This window comes from Thermopolyspora sp. NPDC052614 (assembly GCF_040678635.1).
Lineage (GTDB): Bacteria > Actinomycetota > Actinomycetes > Streptosporangiales > Streptosporangiaceae > Thermopolyspora.
In genome coordinates, this window is sequence record NZ_JBFATZ010000019.1 from 26,922 (window position 1) to 44,210 (window position 17,289).

The window sequence follows — 17,289 nt, forward strand, 5'->3', positions numbered from 1 at the left end:
CTGGTGGCGCACGGGGCCGGAGGGGCTGGATGCCCGCGTGCCCCACCTGACCCCCGCGTGTACCATCCCGGAAGAACTACAACAAAGGGGTCTTTCGGTAGCGGTGGGCGGCGTGTGCGCCCCGCCGCTCCGACGGGCCGGTGTCCGGCGTTCGGCGGCAGGCGCGTCGCGGCTCCGGCGGTTCCGTGCCGACGGCCCGCGACAACCTCCCGCAAGGAGCATCTGATGACGCGTTCGACGGCCGCCGGCTGGACGGGGGCACTTCTCGCGGTTCTGCTGCTGACCGGTTGCTCGAGTGACCAGCTGGCGGACCGAGGCGGGCAGGAGGACGCCCCGCCCGACAAGATCAGCGACGTCGATTACATCGAGGTCTTCCGCAACGCCGACAACTTCCCCAACGTGGCCCGCATCTGCATCGAGGGCCTCGCCTTCGCCAGCACGTCGAGCGGCCGACGCGGCGAGGACGCCGTGGCCGCCCCGGCGCTGCTGCGCATCCCCGAGTGGGACGCCAAGTGCAGGGAGTTCACCGGCAACGCGCCCACGCCGAGCCCCACGCCGTCGAGGTGACGGCGACCAGCGCCAACGATCAACGACCGCCGTCGCCGGCTCGCCGTACATAATGGAGCACCTCGCGAGGGTGGAAGGAGCGGCGATGCGGCTCGTTCGGCGATTAGCCGCCATTTCGGTCACGGCGGCCCTGGCGATGAGCCTGGGGGCCGCGGCGCAGGCGGAGACGACGGCCGCGAAAAACTTCGTCCGCCACGCCGACGACAGTTGCCGCGACAGAAAAGGCGAATACTACGTTTGCGCGCCGTGGCGGCTGTACCTGAGGAACGGCCGGGTGATGCGCCTGACCGACGCCAGGGTGTTCACCGGGACGGGGAGGAAGAGCCGTGCCCCGTTCGCGCTGTCGCCGCACGGCAGCAAGGCGGCGTACTTCCGGCTGAAGGACAACGCCCTGGTGGTACGGGACGTCACCACCGGCAAGGTACGCGTCGTGCCCGGAATCACGTGGCCGTCGAATCGATCCATGATTGAGATCGGGCCCGCCGGGCGTTTCATCATTCTCGACCGCGGCTTCTCGGATCCGTACCCCATCGTCGATTCGTACTCAGGCAGGATTCACACGCTGCCGGTCGGAGAGGTCCCGCAAAGCTTCAGCCCGGACAACAAGTATCTGCTCACCTCCCGGGGGGAGTTCGTCACGGTCTACGCGACCGATACCTGGACGGTCGTCCGGACCCGGCAGGCCGCGCCGTCCGGGGCGCTTCATATGGACGGAACGACGGTCGCCTACATCGATCGCGGCAACCGAAAGACCCATTACATCCGATTCTTCAATCTGGCCACGGGCCGTCCGGCCGGAAACCCGATCAAGATCCCGGCGGGCGAGTTCGGCAGCGCCCTGTACTGGGACCGTGCGAATCACCTCGATGTGCTCAGCAGGGTGAAAGCCGGATCCTCCGGCGACCGCACCACCTGGCGCTGGCGAAGGGCGAACGACGCCATGCGCGTGATCGACACCTTCGTGGAACGCTCGCTCGACGAGATCGACGCCGTCGCCGGCCTCTGGTACCTGTGACCGTCAAGGCTTGCGCGCGAGGACGAGCGCGCACCGCGGGCTGCCGTCCTCGCGCCGCCCCAGCGCCGCCAGCGAGACCGTGGTCACGGCGAATCCGGCCCCCACCAGGTCGGCGCGGACCGCGTGCAGCGGGCAGGTGCCGTAGTACATGACGAACGGGGGCCGCCACACGGCGTTCCGCACCCGCATGACCAGGTCGAATCCGAGCAGCATCCAGTACCGGAGCGAGGCGACGGGAAGCGGCGCGCCGAGCGGGAAGGCGAAGAGCCCGCCCGGCCGCAACGCGCGATACACGCCGGCGAAGAGCGCGGGCCGTTCGGCGGGCAGGAAATGCCCGAGCGCCCCGAAGGTGACCGCGAGGTCGAAATCGCCGGCGAAGGGCAGCGCGCGCACGTCGGCCCGCACCAACGCGGCGTCCGGATGCGTACGGCGGGCCTGCGCGAGCATGCCCGCGCTGAAGTCGACGCCGGTGACATCCTCCCGGCACAGGTCCTTGAGAATCCGCAGCCCCGCGCCGGTGCCGCAGCACACGTCCAGCCCCCGCCCGTACGGCCCAAGCGGCCGCAGCGCGTCGGCGGTCGCGTCGAGAACGGCGTCGGGCGTACGGAAGGGCGTGTGCTCGAACTTCGGCGCGAGCAGGTCATAGCCGCGCTCGACCGAGGACAGCGCCTGAACCGTCAGCTCAAGCAGCGACGGGCCGTGGGGCGAGAACATCACGCCAGGGTACTTCCCGGCCGTCCATGCGGATGCGGGCGGGATAACCGGCATCGGCACGCCGGTGAGGCAGGCGAGCCGGTACGCGTCGCCGACGGTCCCGGCCACGCCAGGCCGTCCGGGGTGGGTGGTCAGGCCGGTGGGGGAGGGGGGAGTGGGTTCGGCCACTCGGTTTTGTGGGCGAAGCCGCGGGAGTTGTCGATCAGGCGGAGCCAGGTGGGGGTGATGCGGTAGTGGTCGGCCGCTGCGAGGGCGTGGGTCAGGTGGTCGTCGGCGGTGATGAAGGGGAAGCGTGCGATGTAGGCGGCTTGGGCGGTCGAGAGTTCGTCGCCTGTCAGGCGGTGGCAGATGCCGCGGCCCTGTACGCCGCGCAGCGTCTGCCAGGTTTGGTCGTCGGCCTGGGCGGTGAAGGCCACCGGGGTGCCGCCCGGCACGGCCGACAGCGTACGGCCGTGCCGGGTTGACGAGGAGCTGACGAAGATCGGCGAGCCGTCGGGGGTCAGGGCGTAGAAGACCGCGCAGGCCGCCGGGGCGCCGTGCTCGTCCACGTAGGCGAGGGTGAGGACGGTGCAGGCGGCCAGGGCGTCGCGGATCTCGTCGATCACGGGGTGGTCTTCAGCGGCGGGATCGGCGGGACCTCGGCGGCGGAGGCGACGTCCTCGGCGGTCATCTTGAAGGCGTCGGGGTAGCGGTCGCGGCGGGTACGGCGGGGCGGCTCGGTGGTGCGCCAGCAGTACAGGCATCTGCGGCACTGGAGCACCTCCCAGACGCCGGGGATGGGGGAGGCGAACAGCTTGTCGATGGTCTCGTGCGCGCAGCGCGGGCAGCATGTGGTGTCGGTGGTCATCGCGGGGCTCCTTGCGTGGGTGGTCAGTGGGCCAGCTCGCGCAGGCGGGCGAGCCAGTGGGCGGTCTCGGGCAGGTCGCGGACCGGGGTGCCGTAGTGGCCGCGCAGGTCGGGGGCGACGGGGGTGGTGGCGTCGATGACGAGCTTGTCGGTGATGCCGGGGGTCGTCGCCTGCGGCGCGAGCGCCAGTACGGGCATGTTGGGGAGCTGGATCAGGTCGCCGGCCGGGTTCATCTTGGTGGACACCGCCCACATGACCTGTGGCAGGTCGAACGGGTCCACGTCCTCGTCGACGACGATGACGGTGGTGGCGTAGCCGAGGCCGTGCGGGGTGCTGAGCACGCGCAGGCCGACCGCCTTAGCGAAGCCGCCGAACCGCTTCGCCGTCGAGACGATCACGACGAGGCCGTGGGTGTACATGGCGTTGACCGCCTGTACCTCGGGGAACTCGGCCTTGAGCTGCTGGTACAGCGGCACGCAGGTGTTGGCGGCGAGCAGGTAGTCGATCTCCGTCCACGGCTGGCCGAGGTAGAGGTGCTCGAAGATCGGGTCGGTGCGGTAGGAGATTCGGTCGATGCGGATGACGGTCATGCTCCGGCCGCCCGAGTAGTGCCCGGTGAACTCGCCGAACGGCCCCTCGATCTCCCGCTTGCGGGCCTCGATGACGCCCTCGATCACCACTTCGGCTCCCCACGGCACGGGCAGGCCGGTCAGCGGGGCCTTGGCGATCGGGGCGGGGGCGCCGCGCAGCGCGCCGGCGAGTTCGTACTCGTTCTCGTCGTAGCGCATCGGGGTGGCGGCCACGATCGTGATGATGGGGTCGTTGCCGAGGGTGATCGCGACCGGCAGGTCCTCGCCGACCTCCTCGGCCTTGCGCAGGTGCTGGGCGATGTCGTGCATCGGGACCGGCTGGAGGGCCAGCCTGCGCTTGCCTTTGACCTGGATGCGGTAGATGCCGACGTTTTGTTTGCCGGTGTTGTCGGGATCCTCCGGGTCCTTGGACACGACGGCGGCCTTGTCGATGTAGAAGCCGCCGTCGCCGTCGTTGAGCCGTACGAGCGGGAGGACCTTGAAGATGTCGGCCTCGTCGCCGTCGAGGACGTTCTCCGCCCACGGCGGGTCCGTGCGCCACTCGGGCGCGACCGGGAACGCGTCCCAGCGGCGGCTGAACTCGCTCACCTGCTCCTTCACCGGGGTGTCCTTGGGCAGCCCGAGCGCGAGCGCGTGGTTCGCCCAGGAGCCGTGGACGTTCATGGCGATTCGGGCGTCGGTGAATCCCGCGACGTTGGTGAAGTACAGGGCGGGGGCGGCGTCGCCCATGCGGCAGACGGCGTTGGCCGCCGCGGCGACGTCGGGTTCGGGCATCACATGGTCGGTGATGTGCAGCAGTTGGCCCTCCTTTTCGAGGGTCTCCAGGAAACTACGCAAATCGTCGTACGGCATGGGGCTGCTCCTCGGCGGTCGAGCGGGACAGGCGGTCGGGGGCGAAAGGGGCGGCGGGCATGCGGGTCAGGCGGGTCGTCTGAGCTCGCGGGCGGCCTGCATGCCCTCCCACCGGCGGGCGGGCGCGGGCAGGTCGAACTGGTCGAGCACCCGGGCCACGATGTGGTCGACGATGTCGTCGACGGTCTCGGGGTGGTTGTAGAAGGCGGGCATCGGCGGCACCATCCGCACGCCCATGCGGGACAGCGCCAGCATGTTCTCCAGATGGATCTCGCTGAGCGGCGTCTCGCGGGGCACGAGCACGAGGGGGCGCCGCTCCTTGAGCACCACGTCGGCGGCCCGCGCCACCAGCCCTTCGGCGTACCCGGCGCGAATCGCGGCGAGCGTCTTCATCGAACACGGCACGATGACCATCCCGTCGGTGCGGAACGATCCGGAGGAGATCGCCGCGCCCTGGTCGTCGGGCCCGTACGCCTCGTCGGCGAGCGCCGCCACCTCCCGCGCCGTCAGCCCGGTCTCCAGCTCGATGGTGGCCCGCGCCCAGCGGGACAGCACCAGATGCGTTTCCACCTCGGGAAGCCGGGAGAGGTTCTCCAGCAGGCGGACCCCGAGCACCGCCCCGGTCGCGCCCGTCATCGCCACGATCAGTCGCACGGCGGTCATCCCCTTGAGATGTCGGTCACCGTTTTCCGATACCGCGGCTCACGTTAGGACCGGCGCCGATAATCGCTGTTACGGATCAAGGACAGCCGATGAAGAAAAACGGACAACCTCGGCGCACGGAGGTCCCGCACGTCCCGTACCGGCCCGCCGCGGGCGCCCCGCCCGGCGTGGAGGTGCTGGACTTCGCCCGTCTCCTCCGGCGCGCCGCCGGGCACGGCGTGGACATCCACGCACCAAGACGGCCGGACTTTCACGAGGTCATCGCCGTACGGGCGGGCACGGTGCGCTGTTCGGTCGACTTCGCCGAGCAGCGGGTTCCCGCCGGCGGATGGTTCTGGATGCGTCCCGGCCAAATCCACCGCTACCTCAGCGATCTCACCCAGGTCGAGGGCACGGTCGTCCTGTTCACGCCGGACTTTCCCGACGCCGAGACGCGCCGGGCGGTCGGGCTGGACCGGCGCGTGCAGCAGCGCCCCCTGATTCCCACCGGTACGCAGAAGGCGGCCCTCGACGACACCCTGCGCCTGCTGGAAGGCGAGTGCGAGCGCCTCGCCGAGCTCCCGCTGGAGTCGCACATCGGCGTCATGCGCCACCTGCTCGGCGTACTGCTGCTGCGCCTGACGCACGTGCACGGCGGCCCCGGCGACCAGGCCGCCGACAACGAGGTCTTCCTGCGTTTCCAGCAGGCCGTCGAGCGGGACTTCGCCACCTGCCACCAGGTCGCGGACTACGCGGCCCGGCTCGGCTACAGCGCCCGCACCCTCACCCGGGCCACCCGCGCCGCGACCGGACACGGCGCCAAACGCTTCATCGACGACCGGATCCTGCTGGAGGCCAAACGTCTCCTCCACCACACCGACCTGCCGCCGTCCGCGATCGGGGAACGCCTCGGCTTCGGCTATCCCACCGCGTTCAGCGCGTTCTTCCAGCAACGCGCCGGAATGACCCCCACGGCCTTCCGTACCCTGATGCGCGGAATCACCCGATGATCACTGCGACGAGGGGCGTCCGCCGTCTAGGACTTTTGACTCTGGGGGGCAACCCCGGCGTCGTGCATATTCGCAAATGTGCCGACCGCTGCGCGGACGCGTCGAGGGGATCGGCGCCTGATCGACCTGTTCGCAACCACCGATCGGAGTGACGGTATGGCCAAGATTGTAGGCGGCATCGGTGCGTCGCACACACCGACCATCGGTTTCGCCAAGGACGCCCGCAAGCAGGACGACCCGGCCTGGGCGCCGATTTTCGATGCTTTCGACCAGGTGCGTGACTGGCTGACGAGGCAGCGCGTCGATGTGCTGTTCATGACGTACAACGACCACATCACCTCGTTCTTCTTTGACCACTACTCGGCCTTCGCGCTCGGCGTCGACGACGTCTATCACCCCGCCGACGAGGGCGGGAACCCCCGTGACGTGCCGCCGGCGACCGGGCACGCCGACCTCGCCCGGCACATCGGGTACTCGCTCATGGCCGACGAGTTCGACCTGTCGTTCTTCCAGGGCAAGCCGCTCGACCACGGCATTTTGTCGCCGCTGTCGGTGCTCGGCGACGAGACCGGCGCGTGGTCGGGGAGCATCGTCCCGCTGCAGGTCGGCGTGCTGCAGTTGCCGATCCCCAGCGCCCGGCGCTGCTACAAGCTCGGCAAGGCGCTGCGCCGGGCGATCCAGAGCTACCCCGACGACGACCTGCGCGTCGCGATCGTGTCGACCGGCGGCCTGTCGCACCAGGTCCACGGGGAGCGCGCGGGCTTCATCAACGAGGAGTGGGACCAGGAGTTCCTGCACCTGCTGGAGACCGCCCCGGAGAAGCTCGCCGACATGCGCGTCGCGGAGTACGCCCGGCTCGGCGGCATGGAGGGCGCCGAGGTCATCACGTGGCTCATCATGCGCGGCGCGCTCTCCGACACGGTCACGAAGGTGCACTCGCAGACGTACGCGCCGTCGGTGACCAACATCGGAACCCTGATCTTCGAGGATCTCGGCGCCGAGCCCGACCCCGCGGAGATCGCCGCCCACCGCGAGCACATCGCACGGCAGCTCGCGGGCGCGGAGGAACTGCAGGGCACCTATCCCTACACGCTGGAGCGCAGCCACAAGGGCTTCCGGATCAACGACTTCCTGCACCGCCTGATCGAGCCCGCGCACCGCGAGCGGTTCGTCAACGACTTCGAGGCGCTCGCCGCCGAGTACTCGCTGTCGGAGGAGGAGAAGGACCTGATCCGCCGCCGGGACTGGATCGGGCTCATCCGGTACGGCGCGATCTTCTTCGTGCTGGAGAAGATGGCCGCCGTGCTCGGCGTCTCCAACCCGCAGGTCTACGCGAGCTTCCGTGGCGAGACCCTTGAGCAGTTCCTCGCCACCCGCAAGGTCGGGATCACGTACGGCGTCGGCCGCAAGGACTCCGGCGAGTCCGGGAAGTAGGGCGAGCCCGGGAGGCGCGGCCGCGGCGGCGTGAAGACGATCGGCCGGCGGCGCGGGGTGGGAACCTCGCGCGGCCGGCCGAGACGTCGGCGGGATATTTTGTAGTGCGAACTTGTCGACTAGCATGTCCGCATGCGGCAGGACCGTCCAGAGGACGATTTGACGGATGCGCTGGAGGATGCCCTCGTCCGTTGCTCCTACCACGTGATGGGCATACTCACGCGCGTCGGCGCGGAAAACGATCTGTCTCTCACCCAGTTGCGGGTGCTCGGCATCCTGCGCGACCGCCGCGGCCGCATGAGCGATCTCGCCGCCCACCTCGGCCTGGACAAGTCGACGATGTCCGGGCTGGTCGATCGCGCCGAGCGGAGGGGACTGCTGGCGCGGGGCAAGAACCCCGAGGACGGCCGGGTCGTCGACGTGTACGCCACCCCGGCGGGCCTCGAACTCATCGAGCGGATGCTGGCGGAGTTCCGGCGCGAACTGGCGCCCGCGATCGAGCCGCTGACCCCGGAGCAGCGCGGCCAGCTCACCCGGCTGCTCGGAATTCTTCTGGAGCGGCCTCCCGCGGCGCCCGTCCGGCCGGCGCGCACCCGCTGATCGCGCCCGCTCACGGGACGAGGACGATGCGGTCCTCGGTCTCCGCGTGCCAGGCGTGAGAGATCGCGGAGAGCGGCAGGGCGCGGGCGCGCACCTCGATCGCGCCGTCGTTGATCGCCCTCGCCACGGTCGGCAGCTCGGCGATGATCTCGCGGGGCGAGACCGATCCGAAGCCGCTGCCGACGATCTGGAACCGGGCGGCACGCAGCGCGGCCCCGTGGATCGGCGCGGTCTGGCCGGCCATGCCGCCGATCTCGACCCAGGTCAGGGGGACGCTGCGGTCGGCGCGGGCGGTGAGCATCGCCATCATGGCCTTGGCGGACGGCTCGCCCCACACGTAGTCGAGCACGACGTCCACGTCGGCGGCGCAGCTCACCTCGTCGAAGGTCGCCGTCTTGTCAGCGCCGAGTTCGATCAGGGGCTTGAGGCGGTCCTGCTCGCGTCCGACGGCGATCACCTCGGCGGCGCCGAGCAGTTTGGCGATCTGAATGGCCATGCGTCCGGCGCTGCCGGTCGCGCCGATGATCAGAACGCGCTGGCCGGGCCGGAAGTCGACGCGCCGGCGCAGCGCGAGCCAGGAGGACATCGCCGGGTTCATCGCGGCGGCGATGGTGACCGGGTCGACGTCGGAGGGCAGCACGACGCTGCGGCGCGGGTCGATGACCGTTCGCTCGGCGAAGGTGCCGAAGGTCGAGTTGTCCAGGGCCACGTAGCGCAGGTTGCCCTCGGGGTCGCGTACGACCCCGTCGACGCCGGGGACGAGCGGGTACGCGCCGTTGCTGGCGTAGTGGGCGCCCGAGGCCATGCCGCGGGTCAGGTGGTGCAGGCCGGCGGCGAGGACGTCGACGACCATCGCGTCCGGACCGTCGCCGACCGGGTCGGGGTAGGTGCCGTAGACGGGCGGGTGGTTGGGGGCGGTGATGACGGCGGCACGCATGGTGAACCTCCACGTTTGATTGGTGTTACCAACAATCCCAATATGGATGGTAATGCCAACCATGTCAAGCCGCTCGGCTCGATTGATTGGTTTTACCAACAAGTTTGCTAGCATTGGCGGCATGAGGCTCGACGCCCAGGCGGACGACGCGCCGGAGAAGCTGGAGGAGGCGCTGGTCCGCGGCTCCTACCGCGTGATGGGCATACTCACGCGCCTCGGCGCGGAGCACGACCTGTCGCTCAGCCTGCTTCGGGTGCTCGGCATCCTGCGGGATCGCCGCCTCCGCGTGAGCGATCTCGCCGACCGCCTCGGCCTGGACAAGTCGACGATGTCCGGGCTGGTCGATCGCGCCGAGCGGAGGGGATTGCTGGCGCGGGGCAAGAACCCCGAGGACGGCCGGGCCGTCGATGTGTACGCCACCCCGGCGGGCCGTGAACTTGCGGCGCGGTTGCACACGCGGTTCCGGCGCGCACTGAAGCCCTCGTTCGATCGCTTCACGCCCGAACGGCGCGCGGAACTCGTCCGCCTGCTCACGGTCGTCCTGGAGGAGGCCGACAAAGGGGTCACCCGGCCGGGGCGCGACCGCTGACCCGAGGCGTCGGCCGATCGGATCCCCCCGCCCAACGAGGGCGCCCCTTGACATGCAGCCATCCGGCTGCATAAATATAGGCAGCCGTAAGGCTGCATATCGATGGGAGTCGACCGAATGCGAGGGCGGTGAATGGACGAGGTGTTCAAAGCGCTGGCCGACCCGAGCCGGCGCGCCCTGCTCGACTCGCTCAACGCCCGCAACGGGCAGACGCTGCGCGAACTGTGCGCCGGACTCGACATGGCCAGGCAGTCCGTCAGCAAGCATCTGGCGGTGCTGGAGGAGGCCGGGCTCATCACGACCCTGCGGCGAGGCCGGGAAAAGCTGCACTACCTGAACGCCGCGCCCGTGCACGAGATCGCCCACCGCTGGATCAGCCGCTACGACCGGGCCAGGGTCCAAGCCCTGGCCGACCTGAAACTCGCCCTGGAGGAAACCCCGATGGACGCGCCCACCTTCGTCTACACCACCTACATCCGCACCACCCCGCAGAAGCTCTGGCAGGCGCTGACCGAGCCCGCCTTCACCCGCCGCTACTGGGCCACGGAGTTCACCACCGACTGGTCCGCCGGCTCACCGATGACCTGGGACAACCACGGCGTGCTGATCAGCGACCCGGAGCAGGTCGTGCTGGAGGCCGAGCCGTACAAGCGGCTCTCCTACACCTGGCACGCCATCACCCCGGAGCTCGCCAAGCGCTTCGGCTGGGACGAGGAGCTGCTCGCCCGGCTGTCCGCCGAGCCCCGCTCGAAGGTCACCTTCACGATCGAGGAGGCCGGGCAGGTCGTGAAGCTCACCGTCGTACACGATGGCTTCGAACCCGGATCGGGCCTGGCCGAGATGGTGGTGCACGGCTGGCCGAACGTGATCGCAAGCCTGAAGACGCTCCTGGAGACCGGCGAACCGCTTCCCGAGGATGTCTGACTCATCCGATCACGCCTAGACGTCCGCGCGCACCGCCGCGGCAAGCCGTGATCTTGTCCGCGGCGTACGGACGGTCCGCCCTGTCCTGCGGTGTTGTCGAAGGGCCTTACCTCAAGGCCGGCCTTCTTCGAGCCATCCGTGGCCGAATATTTCAGCTATTGATGAAACTCGGCCCGATGCTATATTGGCTCATATATCAACGCTTGAAGAAGGCTCATGAACGAGTACCGGCCCGCCATCCCCACCGATCTGGTGGACGCCGCCCTGGGCGCCGCCGAGCGGCTCGGCAAGGACGTCGCCGATGTGCCCGTCCCGGCGATCGCGCAGGAGGCGGGCATCTCGCGCAGCACACTGCTGCGCCGTATCGGCGGATCCCGGCAGGCTCTGGATGAGGCGGTGCGCGCGGCGGGCGTCGATCCCGGCGGGCAACGGCCGGTGCGTGAGCGCGCCATCGAAGCGGGCGCGCAATTGATCGGCGCCCACGGCCTCGCCGCGTTCACCCTGGAAGCGGTCGCCGCCCGGGCCGAATGCTCGGTCCACAGCCTGTACGCCTCCTTCGGCGGCCGCGACGAACTGCTACGCGCGATCTTCGAGGCCCACAGCCCGATCCTGAAGCTGGAGAAGGTCGTCACCGGCCCGCACGTCGATCTCCGCCAGACCGTGACCCGCGTCTACCGGCTGCTGGCCGAGGCGCTCAACCGCGAGCCCAGGGTGATCCCGGCCATGCTCGCCGAAGCGCTGGCCCGCCCCAACGAACCGCTCCTGCGCGCCCTGCTGCAGCACTTCGCTCCGCGCGTACTCGTCGAAGCGGGGGCGTGGCTGGCCGAAGAGGTGGCCGCGGGCCGTATCCGCGACCTGCCGCTGCCGCTGCTGGTGCACCAGATGGTCGCTCCGGTGCTGGTGCACTTCCTGGCCCGCCCGGCCATTCAGGATATTCCCGGCGTGGACCTGCCCGGGCTGGAGGAGACCTGCGAGGTGTTCGCCGAAGCCTTCCTGCGCGCCGTGGCCGCACCCTAGCCGGCCCCGCCGCGCCGACCCAACTCAACTCACCACCGAAGTCAGGATCCGCGCCATGCCCCCAACCTCCACCTCTGACCCGGCCACCGCCGCCGGCACCCCGTCCGGCGCGCCGAACGCGAACCCCGCGCGCATGCTGCTCGGCGTCATCGTCGGCGCCACCGTGCTGGTCATCGTGATGCTGTGCGCCTTCGCGCTGCCCGCCGTCAACGGCGGCCCCCATGGCGTACCCCTCGGCGTGGCCGGACCCCCGCAGGCCACCGCCGCCATCCAGACCCGCCTGCCCGCCGACGCCTGGGACGTACGCGTCTACCCCGACCCGCAGTCCCTGCAGAACGCCATCAAGCAGCGCGAAGTCCTGGGCGGCCTCGCCGTCGGAGCCGACGGCGTCACCGTCTACACCGCCGGAGCCGGCGGCCAGCAGGTCACCGCCGCGATCACCGCGCTCGGCACCGGCATGGCCACCCAGCAGCAGCTCAAGGCCACCGTCAAAGACCTGGTGCCCTTCCCCGTCGACGACCCCCGGGGCGCCGGGTTCACCGCCGCCGCCCTGCCGATGATCATCGGTGGCGTGATGCCCGCCATCCTGCTCCTGCGCCTGTTCCCCGGCCACGCCAACCTGCGCCGCCGCCTGGCGGGAGTGATCGCCTTCGCGCTGATCGCCGGGGCGTCGGTGGCCGCCGTGCTGCAGTACGGCTTCGGCTCGCTGAACGGCAACTACTGGCTGACCGCGCTCGGCCTGTCCCTGGGCATGGCCGCCCTGGCGATTCCCTTCCTCGCCCTGGAATCCCTGTTCGGCATGCCCGGCCTCGGCCTCGGCGCCGCCGTGATGATCCTGCTGGGCAACCCGCTGTCCGGCATGGCCGGGCCGTACTGGCTGCCGTCCGGCTGGGCCACCCTCGGCCAGCTCCTGCCCCCGGGCGCCTCCGGCAGCCTGGTACGCGCCAACGCCTTCTTCGACGGCACCGGAGCGGGCACGCCCGCGCTGATCCTGGGCGCATGGGTGCTGGTCGGCCTCCTGGCCATCCTGATCGCCGACCGCCGTGCCGCCCGTGGATCGCGTACCGCAGCGGCTGCCGCCGCCTGATCGGAGCTACCGGGTCGGTCTGAGGTTCTTCGCCTGCTTTGCGGCCAGGTGCCGTCGCCAGGCGTAATGCGTGATCGCCGTGCCCTCGGCGGGTCGGCTTCGCCGCGGTTCCGTGCCCAGACTATGAAGAAGGGTGCCCGAAACGAGAAGGCCGTCCCCGCTGACGGTCGCGCTGGTCCTGCTGACGGCCGTCACGGGGGTGGTCGAGGCCGTCAGCTTTCTCGGGCTGGGCCTGGTCTTCACCGCGATCATGACCGGCAACACGCTCTTCCTCGGGTTCGTGCTGGCGGACGCGGTGCTGCCGGAAACGGCGCTCCCCGACGCCGGGCTGCCGGTCGCGGGCCCGGCGGTCGCGCTGGTCGCCTTCGCGGTCGGCGCCTTCGCGGGGAACCACGCCAACGAAGCGCTGGTCGGCCGGGCCGGGGACGGCTGGCTGCCGCTCGCCATGTACGGGGAGGGAGTGCTGCTCGCCGTGGCGGCGCTGCTGGCGCTCGGGCTGCCGCCCGGCGCGGCGCACCTGAGCCCGCACCGATTCACCGTGATCATCCTGGTCTCCGCGACGATGGGGGCGCGCAACGTCACCATCCTGCGGGCCAGGGCCCGCGATCTGCCGACGACCGTGGTTACCAGGTCGCTGGCCGGGGCGCTCATGGCCGTTCCCGCACAGACCCGGGCCCGACGGTTCGCCACCCCGGTGGCGATGTGCATCGGCGCCGCCGTCGGCGCCCTGCTCCTGTCTCTGCACCCGGCGGTGCCGCTGCTGGCCGCCTCCGCCGCCGCGGCCGCCGCCGGAGCCCTCTGCGCCCGGGAGACAAGCCGCTCTTGACGAAGGCGATCGCCCAGGAAAGCGGGTGCCTCGACCCGGCCGTTTTTGCGGCCCCATTTCCGGCTGGTATAGGCGAGAGGGATGGAGGGCCGATCTGCGGATTATTTCGGTACCATTGGACGCAATGCGTACACGAAAGGCGTTACATGACCGCACCTGAGCGATCACGGGACCTCATTCAGAGTCTGGAACGAGGCGTCGCCGTGATGAAGGCGTTCTCGGCGCGGGGCGTACCGATGACGATCTCCGAAATCGCGGCGGAGATCGGTCTGTCCCGGCCGGTGGTGCGGCGTATTCTGCTCACGCTGGAGCATCTCGGATACGCGCGCCAGACGCGCGGGGTTTGGACGCTCACTCCGCGCGTGCTCGAGCTCAGCTCCGGATATTTCGTGCGCGGCTCGCTCGGGGAGATCTCGCGGCCGTTCCTTGAGCCGCTCGCCGAACAACTCGGCGAGACGTGCGCGGTCACCGTGCTCGACGGCACCGAGGTCATCCATGTGGCGCTCGTGGAGTTCCGCAGAGTGCTTCCCGAACCGATGCGCGTCGGCGCGCCGCTCCCGGTGCACGCGACCGCGTTCGGCAAGGTGCTGCTCGCCGGGCTGGCGCCCGATGAACTCGAAGCGTATCTCGCGCACGCGCCGTTCGAGGCGTACACGGATGTCACCCCGACGGACGCGAGCGCGCTGCGATCGCTGATCGACCAGGCGAGGCGGGATCACTACTACATCGCCAAGGAGGAGCTCTTCCCGGGCACGCTCGCGATCGCGGTGCCCATCACCGCGCAGGGCGAGATCATTGGGGCGCTCGGCTCGACATCGAGTATGTACCGCTCAAGCGTGGAGCGGTTGCGTGAAGAGACGCTGCCCGTGCTGCAGCGAACCGCGGCCGACATCGCGGGCTCGTACGAGGCCGCCAACCGCCATCGGATGAGCGGCGCGCCCTGGTACCCGAACGGGCGGTTGCGGGCGTAGCGGCAACGCCGGTTGATCGGGCCACACGGGGTCCGACCAACCGGCGTTGCGATCCGGTTGTGTACGGGCGGTTACAGCTGATCCGCGAGCACCTGGGTGAGCGCGGTCGCGCCGCCGTCGACGACGTAGACCCCGCCGGTCATGAACGACGAGCGATCGGAGATGAGGAGGAGGGCGAGATCCTCCAGCTCCTCCGTGCGTCCGTGGCGGCCCAGGGGAATGGAGCGGTTCCAGGTCTCGATCTTCCCCGGAGGCGGCGGGAGCGGCCCGGCGATGTTCGTCCGGAACGAGCCCGGAGCGATTACGTTGATCCGAATGCCCCACTTCGACAGCTCAAGCGCGGCCTGCCGGGACACCGCGGTCACCGCCGCCTTCGAGGCGATGTACGCGTACCCGATGAGCGGTTCGGGACGTTCGCCGGCCGTGGAGGAGGTCACCACGATCGTGCCCCGCCCCGCCTTCTTGAGCAGCCCCGCCGTGCGCTGCAGCGTGTAGAAGAAGCCGTGCAGGTTGACGCCCAGCACCCGGTGCCAGATCTCCCGCGAGGTGTTCTGCAGTTCGCCCTCGGGGAGGCGGAAGCTCGTCGTGCCGTTGATGCCCGCGTTGAGGAACGCGCCGTCGGGCGTGTGCTCCTGCTCGATCGAGGCGAACACCCGGTCCACCGCGTCGCCGTCGCTCACGTCGACGACGTACTCGACGACCTCCGCGCCGAGACCGCGAAGCTCGTCGGCCCTGGCCGCGAGTCCGTCGGCGTCGCGGTCCAGCAGCAGGAGCTTGGCGCCGTTGATCGCGCAGATGCGCGCGTACGCGGCGCCGATCCCGCTCGCCGGGCCGGTGATGATGATGGTGCGTCCGGCCAGGACGTCGCCCACTTTCGAAGGACCCTTCATTCGATGATCAGAACGCCGACGCGTCGTCGGCGTGGATGATGAGCGTGTCGCCCCGGACGGTGGCGGTCCTGCCGGTCTCGAGCGCCGCGTACGCCTGCTCGGGAAGGTCGATGAGCGCGGGTACGCGGAGGACGGCGAGCCCGAGCGCGAGCTTCGTGTTGAGCTTGCGCGTGATGACCGCGATCGGGGCCGTCCCGAGCACCCGTGCCATGTGGAACTGCCCCGACCAGCCCGAGGCGCCCTTCGCGCCGGGGATCACGAGTACCTTCCCCGCCATGCTCAGACCCCGCTGCGGATGCCCGACCTCGACGATGTCGCCGGTCTTCGGGTTGATGCCTCCCCAGCCCGGGATCTCGGTCGAGCAGTGCAGCACCTCGCCCGTCGCCTCGCCGGGGTGCAGGCAGCGGCCGGTGAACACCAATGCGCTCATGCCGCCCACCGCCCCGTGAGCGCGGTGCGGACGCACGCCTCGGTCGTGCCGAACCGCCCTTCGACACCCATGATCGCCGGCAGGTAGTGGACCTGTTTGGCGGAGTCGGTCGCGAACCGTTTCGTACCGGGCGGGACGAACTGCCCGATCGCCGGGCAGGTGTCCGCCCATACCTTCCCGCCGGCCCGCTCGATGATGTCGATCCACCCGTTGCGGCGCGCGACCTCGCGAAGGGCGCTCGGCGTGTAGACCCACAGGTGCACCGAGTCGCTGATGCGCCTGCCGTCGAGCAGCCCGGTGACCTCGAGTAACTGGCTGAGCGAGGAGTGCGGGCACCCGATCATGACGAACTGGATGTCGTCGCCGGTCGCCGTCGAGTTGAGATGCTCGATGACGTCCTCGTAGTCGCGCCGGGTGAAGCGCAGCTCCTCGACGGGCGGCCTGCCGTGCAGCGCGTGCTCCACGCTCACGGCCTCGGCGGTGACCCCGGGGATGTGATACATCTCCACATCGCCGGAGGAGTTCGCGGCCGCGCCGAACTGTTTGAGCGACACCGGATCGACGCTGCCCGCCACGTCGGCGATGACCGGGATCTCGTGGCGCAGGTGCCGCCCGAGGAAGTACCCGAAGACGCTCCAGTCGAAGGTCGACACCACGGGCGTGTCGATCCGCACCAGGTGCGTGGCGTATCGGTTCTCGGTGAGGTGGAGTCCCGCGTACGGGATCCGGCCCGTGACCATGGCGGCCGCCGTGGACTCGCGGCCCTCGGTGTTGGTGCGCGCGCCGAGCAGCGAGTTGATGTACGGCACCGCCGAGGACTCCATCCACGCGCAGTGCTCGCCGCGGGTGGGCACGTTGCCGACCTGGTACGGCGTGCAGGTGTTGAGCAGGCTGACGCCCAGGGAGGCGAGGTACCGCTCGCTCTGGGTGATCTCTTCGAGCGTGGCGCCGTCCAGCCCTTGCAGATCGGCGTGAACGGGGTCGTACGGGCCGATGAGCTGGCAGGAGTTCGCCCGCATCGGCGGCACGTCGAGCGGCGTGGGGGAGTCGAGCGAGAACTCCGAGAACAGCGCCACCGGATCGGCGTTGCCGTATGACCGGCTGTGCCGCGGGCCGAAGATGTTGGCGCCGCACACGTTGTCGGTCTCGACGAGTCGCTCGGCCCCGAGGATGTCGCCGTAGCGGATGAGCAGATCCATGGCGGCGGCGACGGCCTCGCCCTGACCGCCCTCCGCCATGTCGCGCTCGACGTCGGTGAGGCGGACGGTGCCGCCCGGCCGGTACGGCCTGGCGGAGGCGGGCTCGGGCGGCGTCGTCCCGGTCTCGGTCAGCATCGGGAGCTCCTTG

At 70.1% G+C, this 17,289-nt stretch carries 20 protein-coding genes; 11 read left to right on the forward strand and 9 right to left on the reverse strand.

Translation table 11 applies throughout. From position 1 onward, the window contains the following. The first annotated feature begins 225 nt into the window (after positions 1-225). Complete coding sequence (locus tag AB0K60_RS30305; protein WP_364062717.1) at positions 226-567, forward strand: hypothetical protein; 342 nt, start codon at positions 226-228, stop codon at positions 565-567. A gap of 85 nt (positions 568-652) precedes the next feature. Next, the gene (locus tag AB0K60_RS30310; protein WP_364062720.1) at positions 653-1,582 is read left to right on the forward strand and encodes a hypothetical protein; all 930 of its coding nucleotides are present in this window, start codon (positions 653-655) and stop codon (positions 1,580-1,582) included. Positions 1,583-1,585: 3 nt separating this feature from the next. Here AB0K60_RS30310 and AB0K60_RS30315 read toward each other — a convergent pair whose 3' ends face one another. From AB0K60_RS30315 to AB0K60_RS30335, 5 genes are all read right to left on the reverse strand, one after another. Continuing rightward, the gene (locus tag AB0K60_RS30315) at positions 1,586-2,296 is read right to left on the reverse strand and encodes a class I SAM-dependent methyltransferase (protein WP_364062723.1); all 711 of its coding nucleotides are present in this window, start codon (positions 2,294-2,296) and stop codon (positions 1,586-1,588) included. Positions 2,297-2,427: 131 nt separating this feature from the next. Further along, positions 2,428-2,901: a pyridoxamine 5'-phosphate oxidase family protein gene (locus AB0K60_RS30320; RefSeq protein ID WP_364062726.1), complete on the reverse strand. Its 474-nt coding sequence runs from the start codon at positions 2,899-2,901 to the stop codon at positions 2,428-2,430. Continuing rightward, complete coding sequence (locus AB0K60_RS30325) at positions 2,898-3,143, reverse strand: non-oxidative hydroxyarylic acid decarboxylases subunit D (RefSeq protein ID WP_364062729.1); 246 nt, start codon at positions 3,141-3,143, stop codon at positions 2,898-2,900. The genes AB0K60_RS30320 and AB0K60_RS30325 overlap by 4 nt, the downstream gene beginning before the upstream one ends. A gap of 23 nt (positions 3,144-3,166) precedes the next feature. Beyond that, entirely contained in the window at positions 3,167-4,585 is a 1,419-nt protein-coding gene (locus AB0K60_RS30330; RefSeq protein ID WP_364062732.1) for a non-oxidative hydroxyarylic acid decarboxylases subunit C, read from the reverse strand. Positions 4,586-4,651: 66 nt separating this feature from the next. Continuing rightward, positions 4,652-5,248 (reverse strand): non-oxidative hydroxyarylic acid decarboxylases subunit B, encoded by a 597-nt coding sequence (locus AB0K60_RS30335; protein WP_364062735.1) that lies wholly within the window; start codon positions 5,246-5,248, stop codon positions 4,652-4,654. An 89-nt stretch (positions 5,249-5,337) separates the two neighbouring features. Between AB0K60_RS30335 and AB0K60_RS30340 the strand changes: the two genes are divergently transcribed. The 3 genes from AB0K60_RS30340 (at position 5,338) to AB0K60_RS30350 (ending at position 8,271) form a co-directional block, all read left to right on the forward strand. Then, positions 5,338-6,237, forward strand: coding sequence for a helix-turn-helix transcriptional regulator (locus tag AB0K60_RS30340; protein ID WP_364062738.1), 900 nt, complete (start codon positions 5,338-5,340; stop codon positions 6,235-6,237). Positions 6,238-6,393: 156 nt separating this feature from the next. After that, the gene (locus AB0K60_RS30345) at positions 6,394-7,671 is read left to right on the forward strand and encodes a gallate dioxygenase (RefSeq protein ID WP_364062741.1); all 1,278 of its coding nucleotides are present in this window, start codon (positions 6,394-6,396) and stop codon (positions 7,669-7,671) included. Positions 7,672-7,803: 132 nt separating this feature from the next. After that, entirely contained in the window at positions 7,804-8,271 is a 468-nt protein-coding gene (locus tag AB0K60_RS30350; RefSeq protein ID WP_364062744.1) for a MarR family transcriptional regulator, read from the forward strand. 10 nt (positions 8,272-8,281) lie between these two features. On the opposite strand, the gene AB0K60_RS30355 is transcribed toward AB0K60_RS30350, so the two are convergent. Next, positions 8,282-9,208 carry a zinc-binding alcohol dehydrogenase family protein gene (locus tag AB0K60_RS30355; protein WP_364062747.1) on the reverse strand — a complete coding sequence of 309 codons (927 nt, stop codon included), beginning with the start codon at positions 9,206-9,208 and terminating at the stop codon, positions 8,282-8,284. Between the two features lie 121 nt (positions 9,209-9,329). On the opposite strand from AB0K60_RS30355, the gene AB0K60_RS30360 reads away from it, so the two are divergent. From AB0K60_RS30360 to AB0K60_RS30385, 6 genes are all read left to right on the forward strand, one after another. Then, on the forward strand, positions 9,330-9,797 hold the full coding sequence (locus AB0K60_RS30360; protein WP_364062750.1) for a MarR family transcriptional regulator: 468 nt from the start codon (positions 9,330-9,332) through the stop codon (positions 9,795-9,797). A 132-nt stretch (positions 9,798-9,929) separates the two neighbouring features. Beyond that, positions 9,930-10,721 (forward strand): metalloregulator ArsR/SmtB family transcription factor, encoded by a 792-nt coding sequence (locus tag AB0K60_RS30365; protein WP_364062753.1) that lies wholly within the window; start codon positions 9,930-9,932, stop codon positions 10,719-10,721. 216 nt (positions 10,722-10,937) lie between these two features. Then, entirely contained in the window at positions 10,938-11,738 is an 801-nt protein-coding gene (locus tag AB0K60_RS30370; RefSeq protein ID WP_364062756.1) for a TetR/AcrR family transcriptional regulator, read from the forward strand. Between the two features lie 55 nt (positions 11,739-11,793). After that, positions 11,794-12,825, forward strand: a complete 1,032-nt coding sequence (locus AB0K60_RS30375; RefSeq protein ID WP_364062759.1) for a hypothetical protein — start codon at positions 11,794-11,796, stop codon at positions 12,823-12,825. Between the two features lie 133 nt (positions 12,826-12,958). Next, complete coding sequence (locus AB0K60_RS30380) at positions 12,959-13,651, forward strand: YoaK family protein (RefSeq protein WP_364062762.1); 693 nt, start codon at positions 12,959-12,961, stop codon at positions 13,649-13,651. A gap of 146 nt (positions 13,652-13,797) precedes the next feature. Beyond that, positions 13,798-14,622: an IclR family transcriptional regulator C-terminal domain-containing protein gene (locus AB0K60_RS30385; RefSeq protein ID WP_364062765.1), complete on the forward strand. Its 825-nt coding sequence runs from the start codon at positions 13,798-13,800 to the stop codon at positions 14,620-14,622. 71 nt (positions 14,623-14,693) lie between these two features. Here the strand turns inward: AB0K60_RS30385 and AB0K60_RS30390 are convergent, their stop codons facing one another. The 3 genes from AB0K60_RS30390 to AB0K60_RS30400 are packed head-to-tail and all read right to left on the reverse strand — an operon-like array spanning position 14,694 to position 17,276. After that, positions 14,694-15,512: an SDR family NAD(P)-dependent oxidoreductase gene (locus tag AB0K60_RS30390; RefSeq protein ID WP_364062768.1), complete on the reverse strand. Its 819-nt coding sequence runs from the start codon at positions 15,510-15,512 to the stop codon at positions 14,694-14,696. Between the two features lie 7 nt (positions 15,513-15,519). Next, entirely contained in the window at positions 15,520-15,942 is a 423-nt protein-coding gene (locus AB0K60_RS30395) for a DUF126 domain-containing protein (RefSeq protein WP_364062771.1), read from the reverse strand. Beyond that, positions 15,939-17,276, reverse strand: a complete 1,338-nt coding sequence (locus tag AB0K60_RS30400) for an aconitase X catalytic domain-containing protein (protein ID WP_364062774.1) — start codon at positions 17,274-17,276, stop codon at positions 15,939-15,941. Before AB0K60_RS30400 ends, AB0K60_RS30395 begins: the two co-directional genes overlap by 4 nt. Positions 17,277-17,289 lie beyond the last annotated feature (13 nt).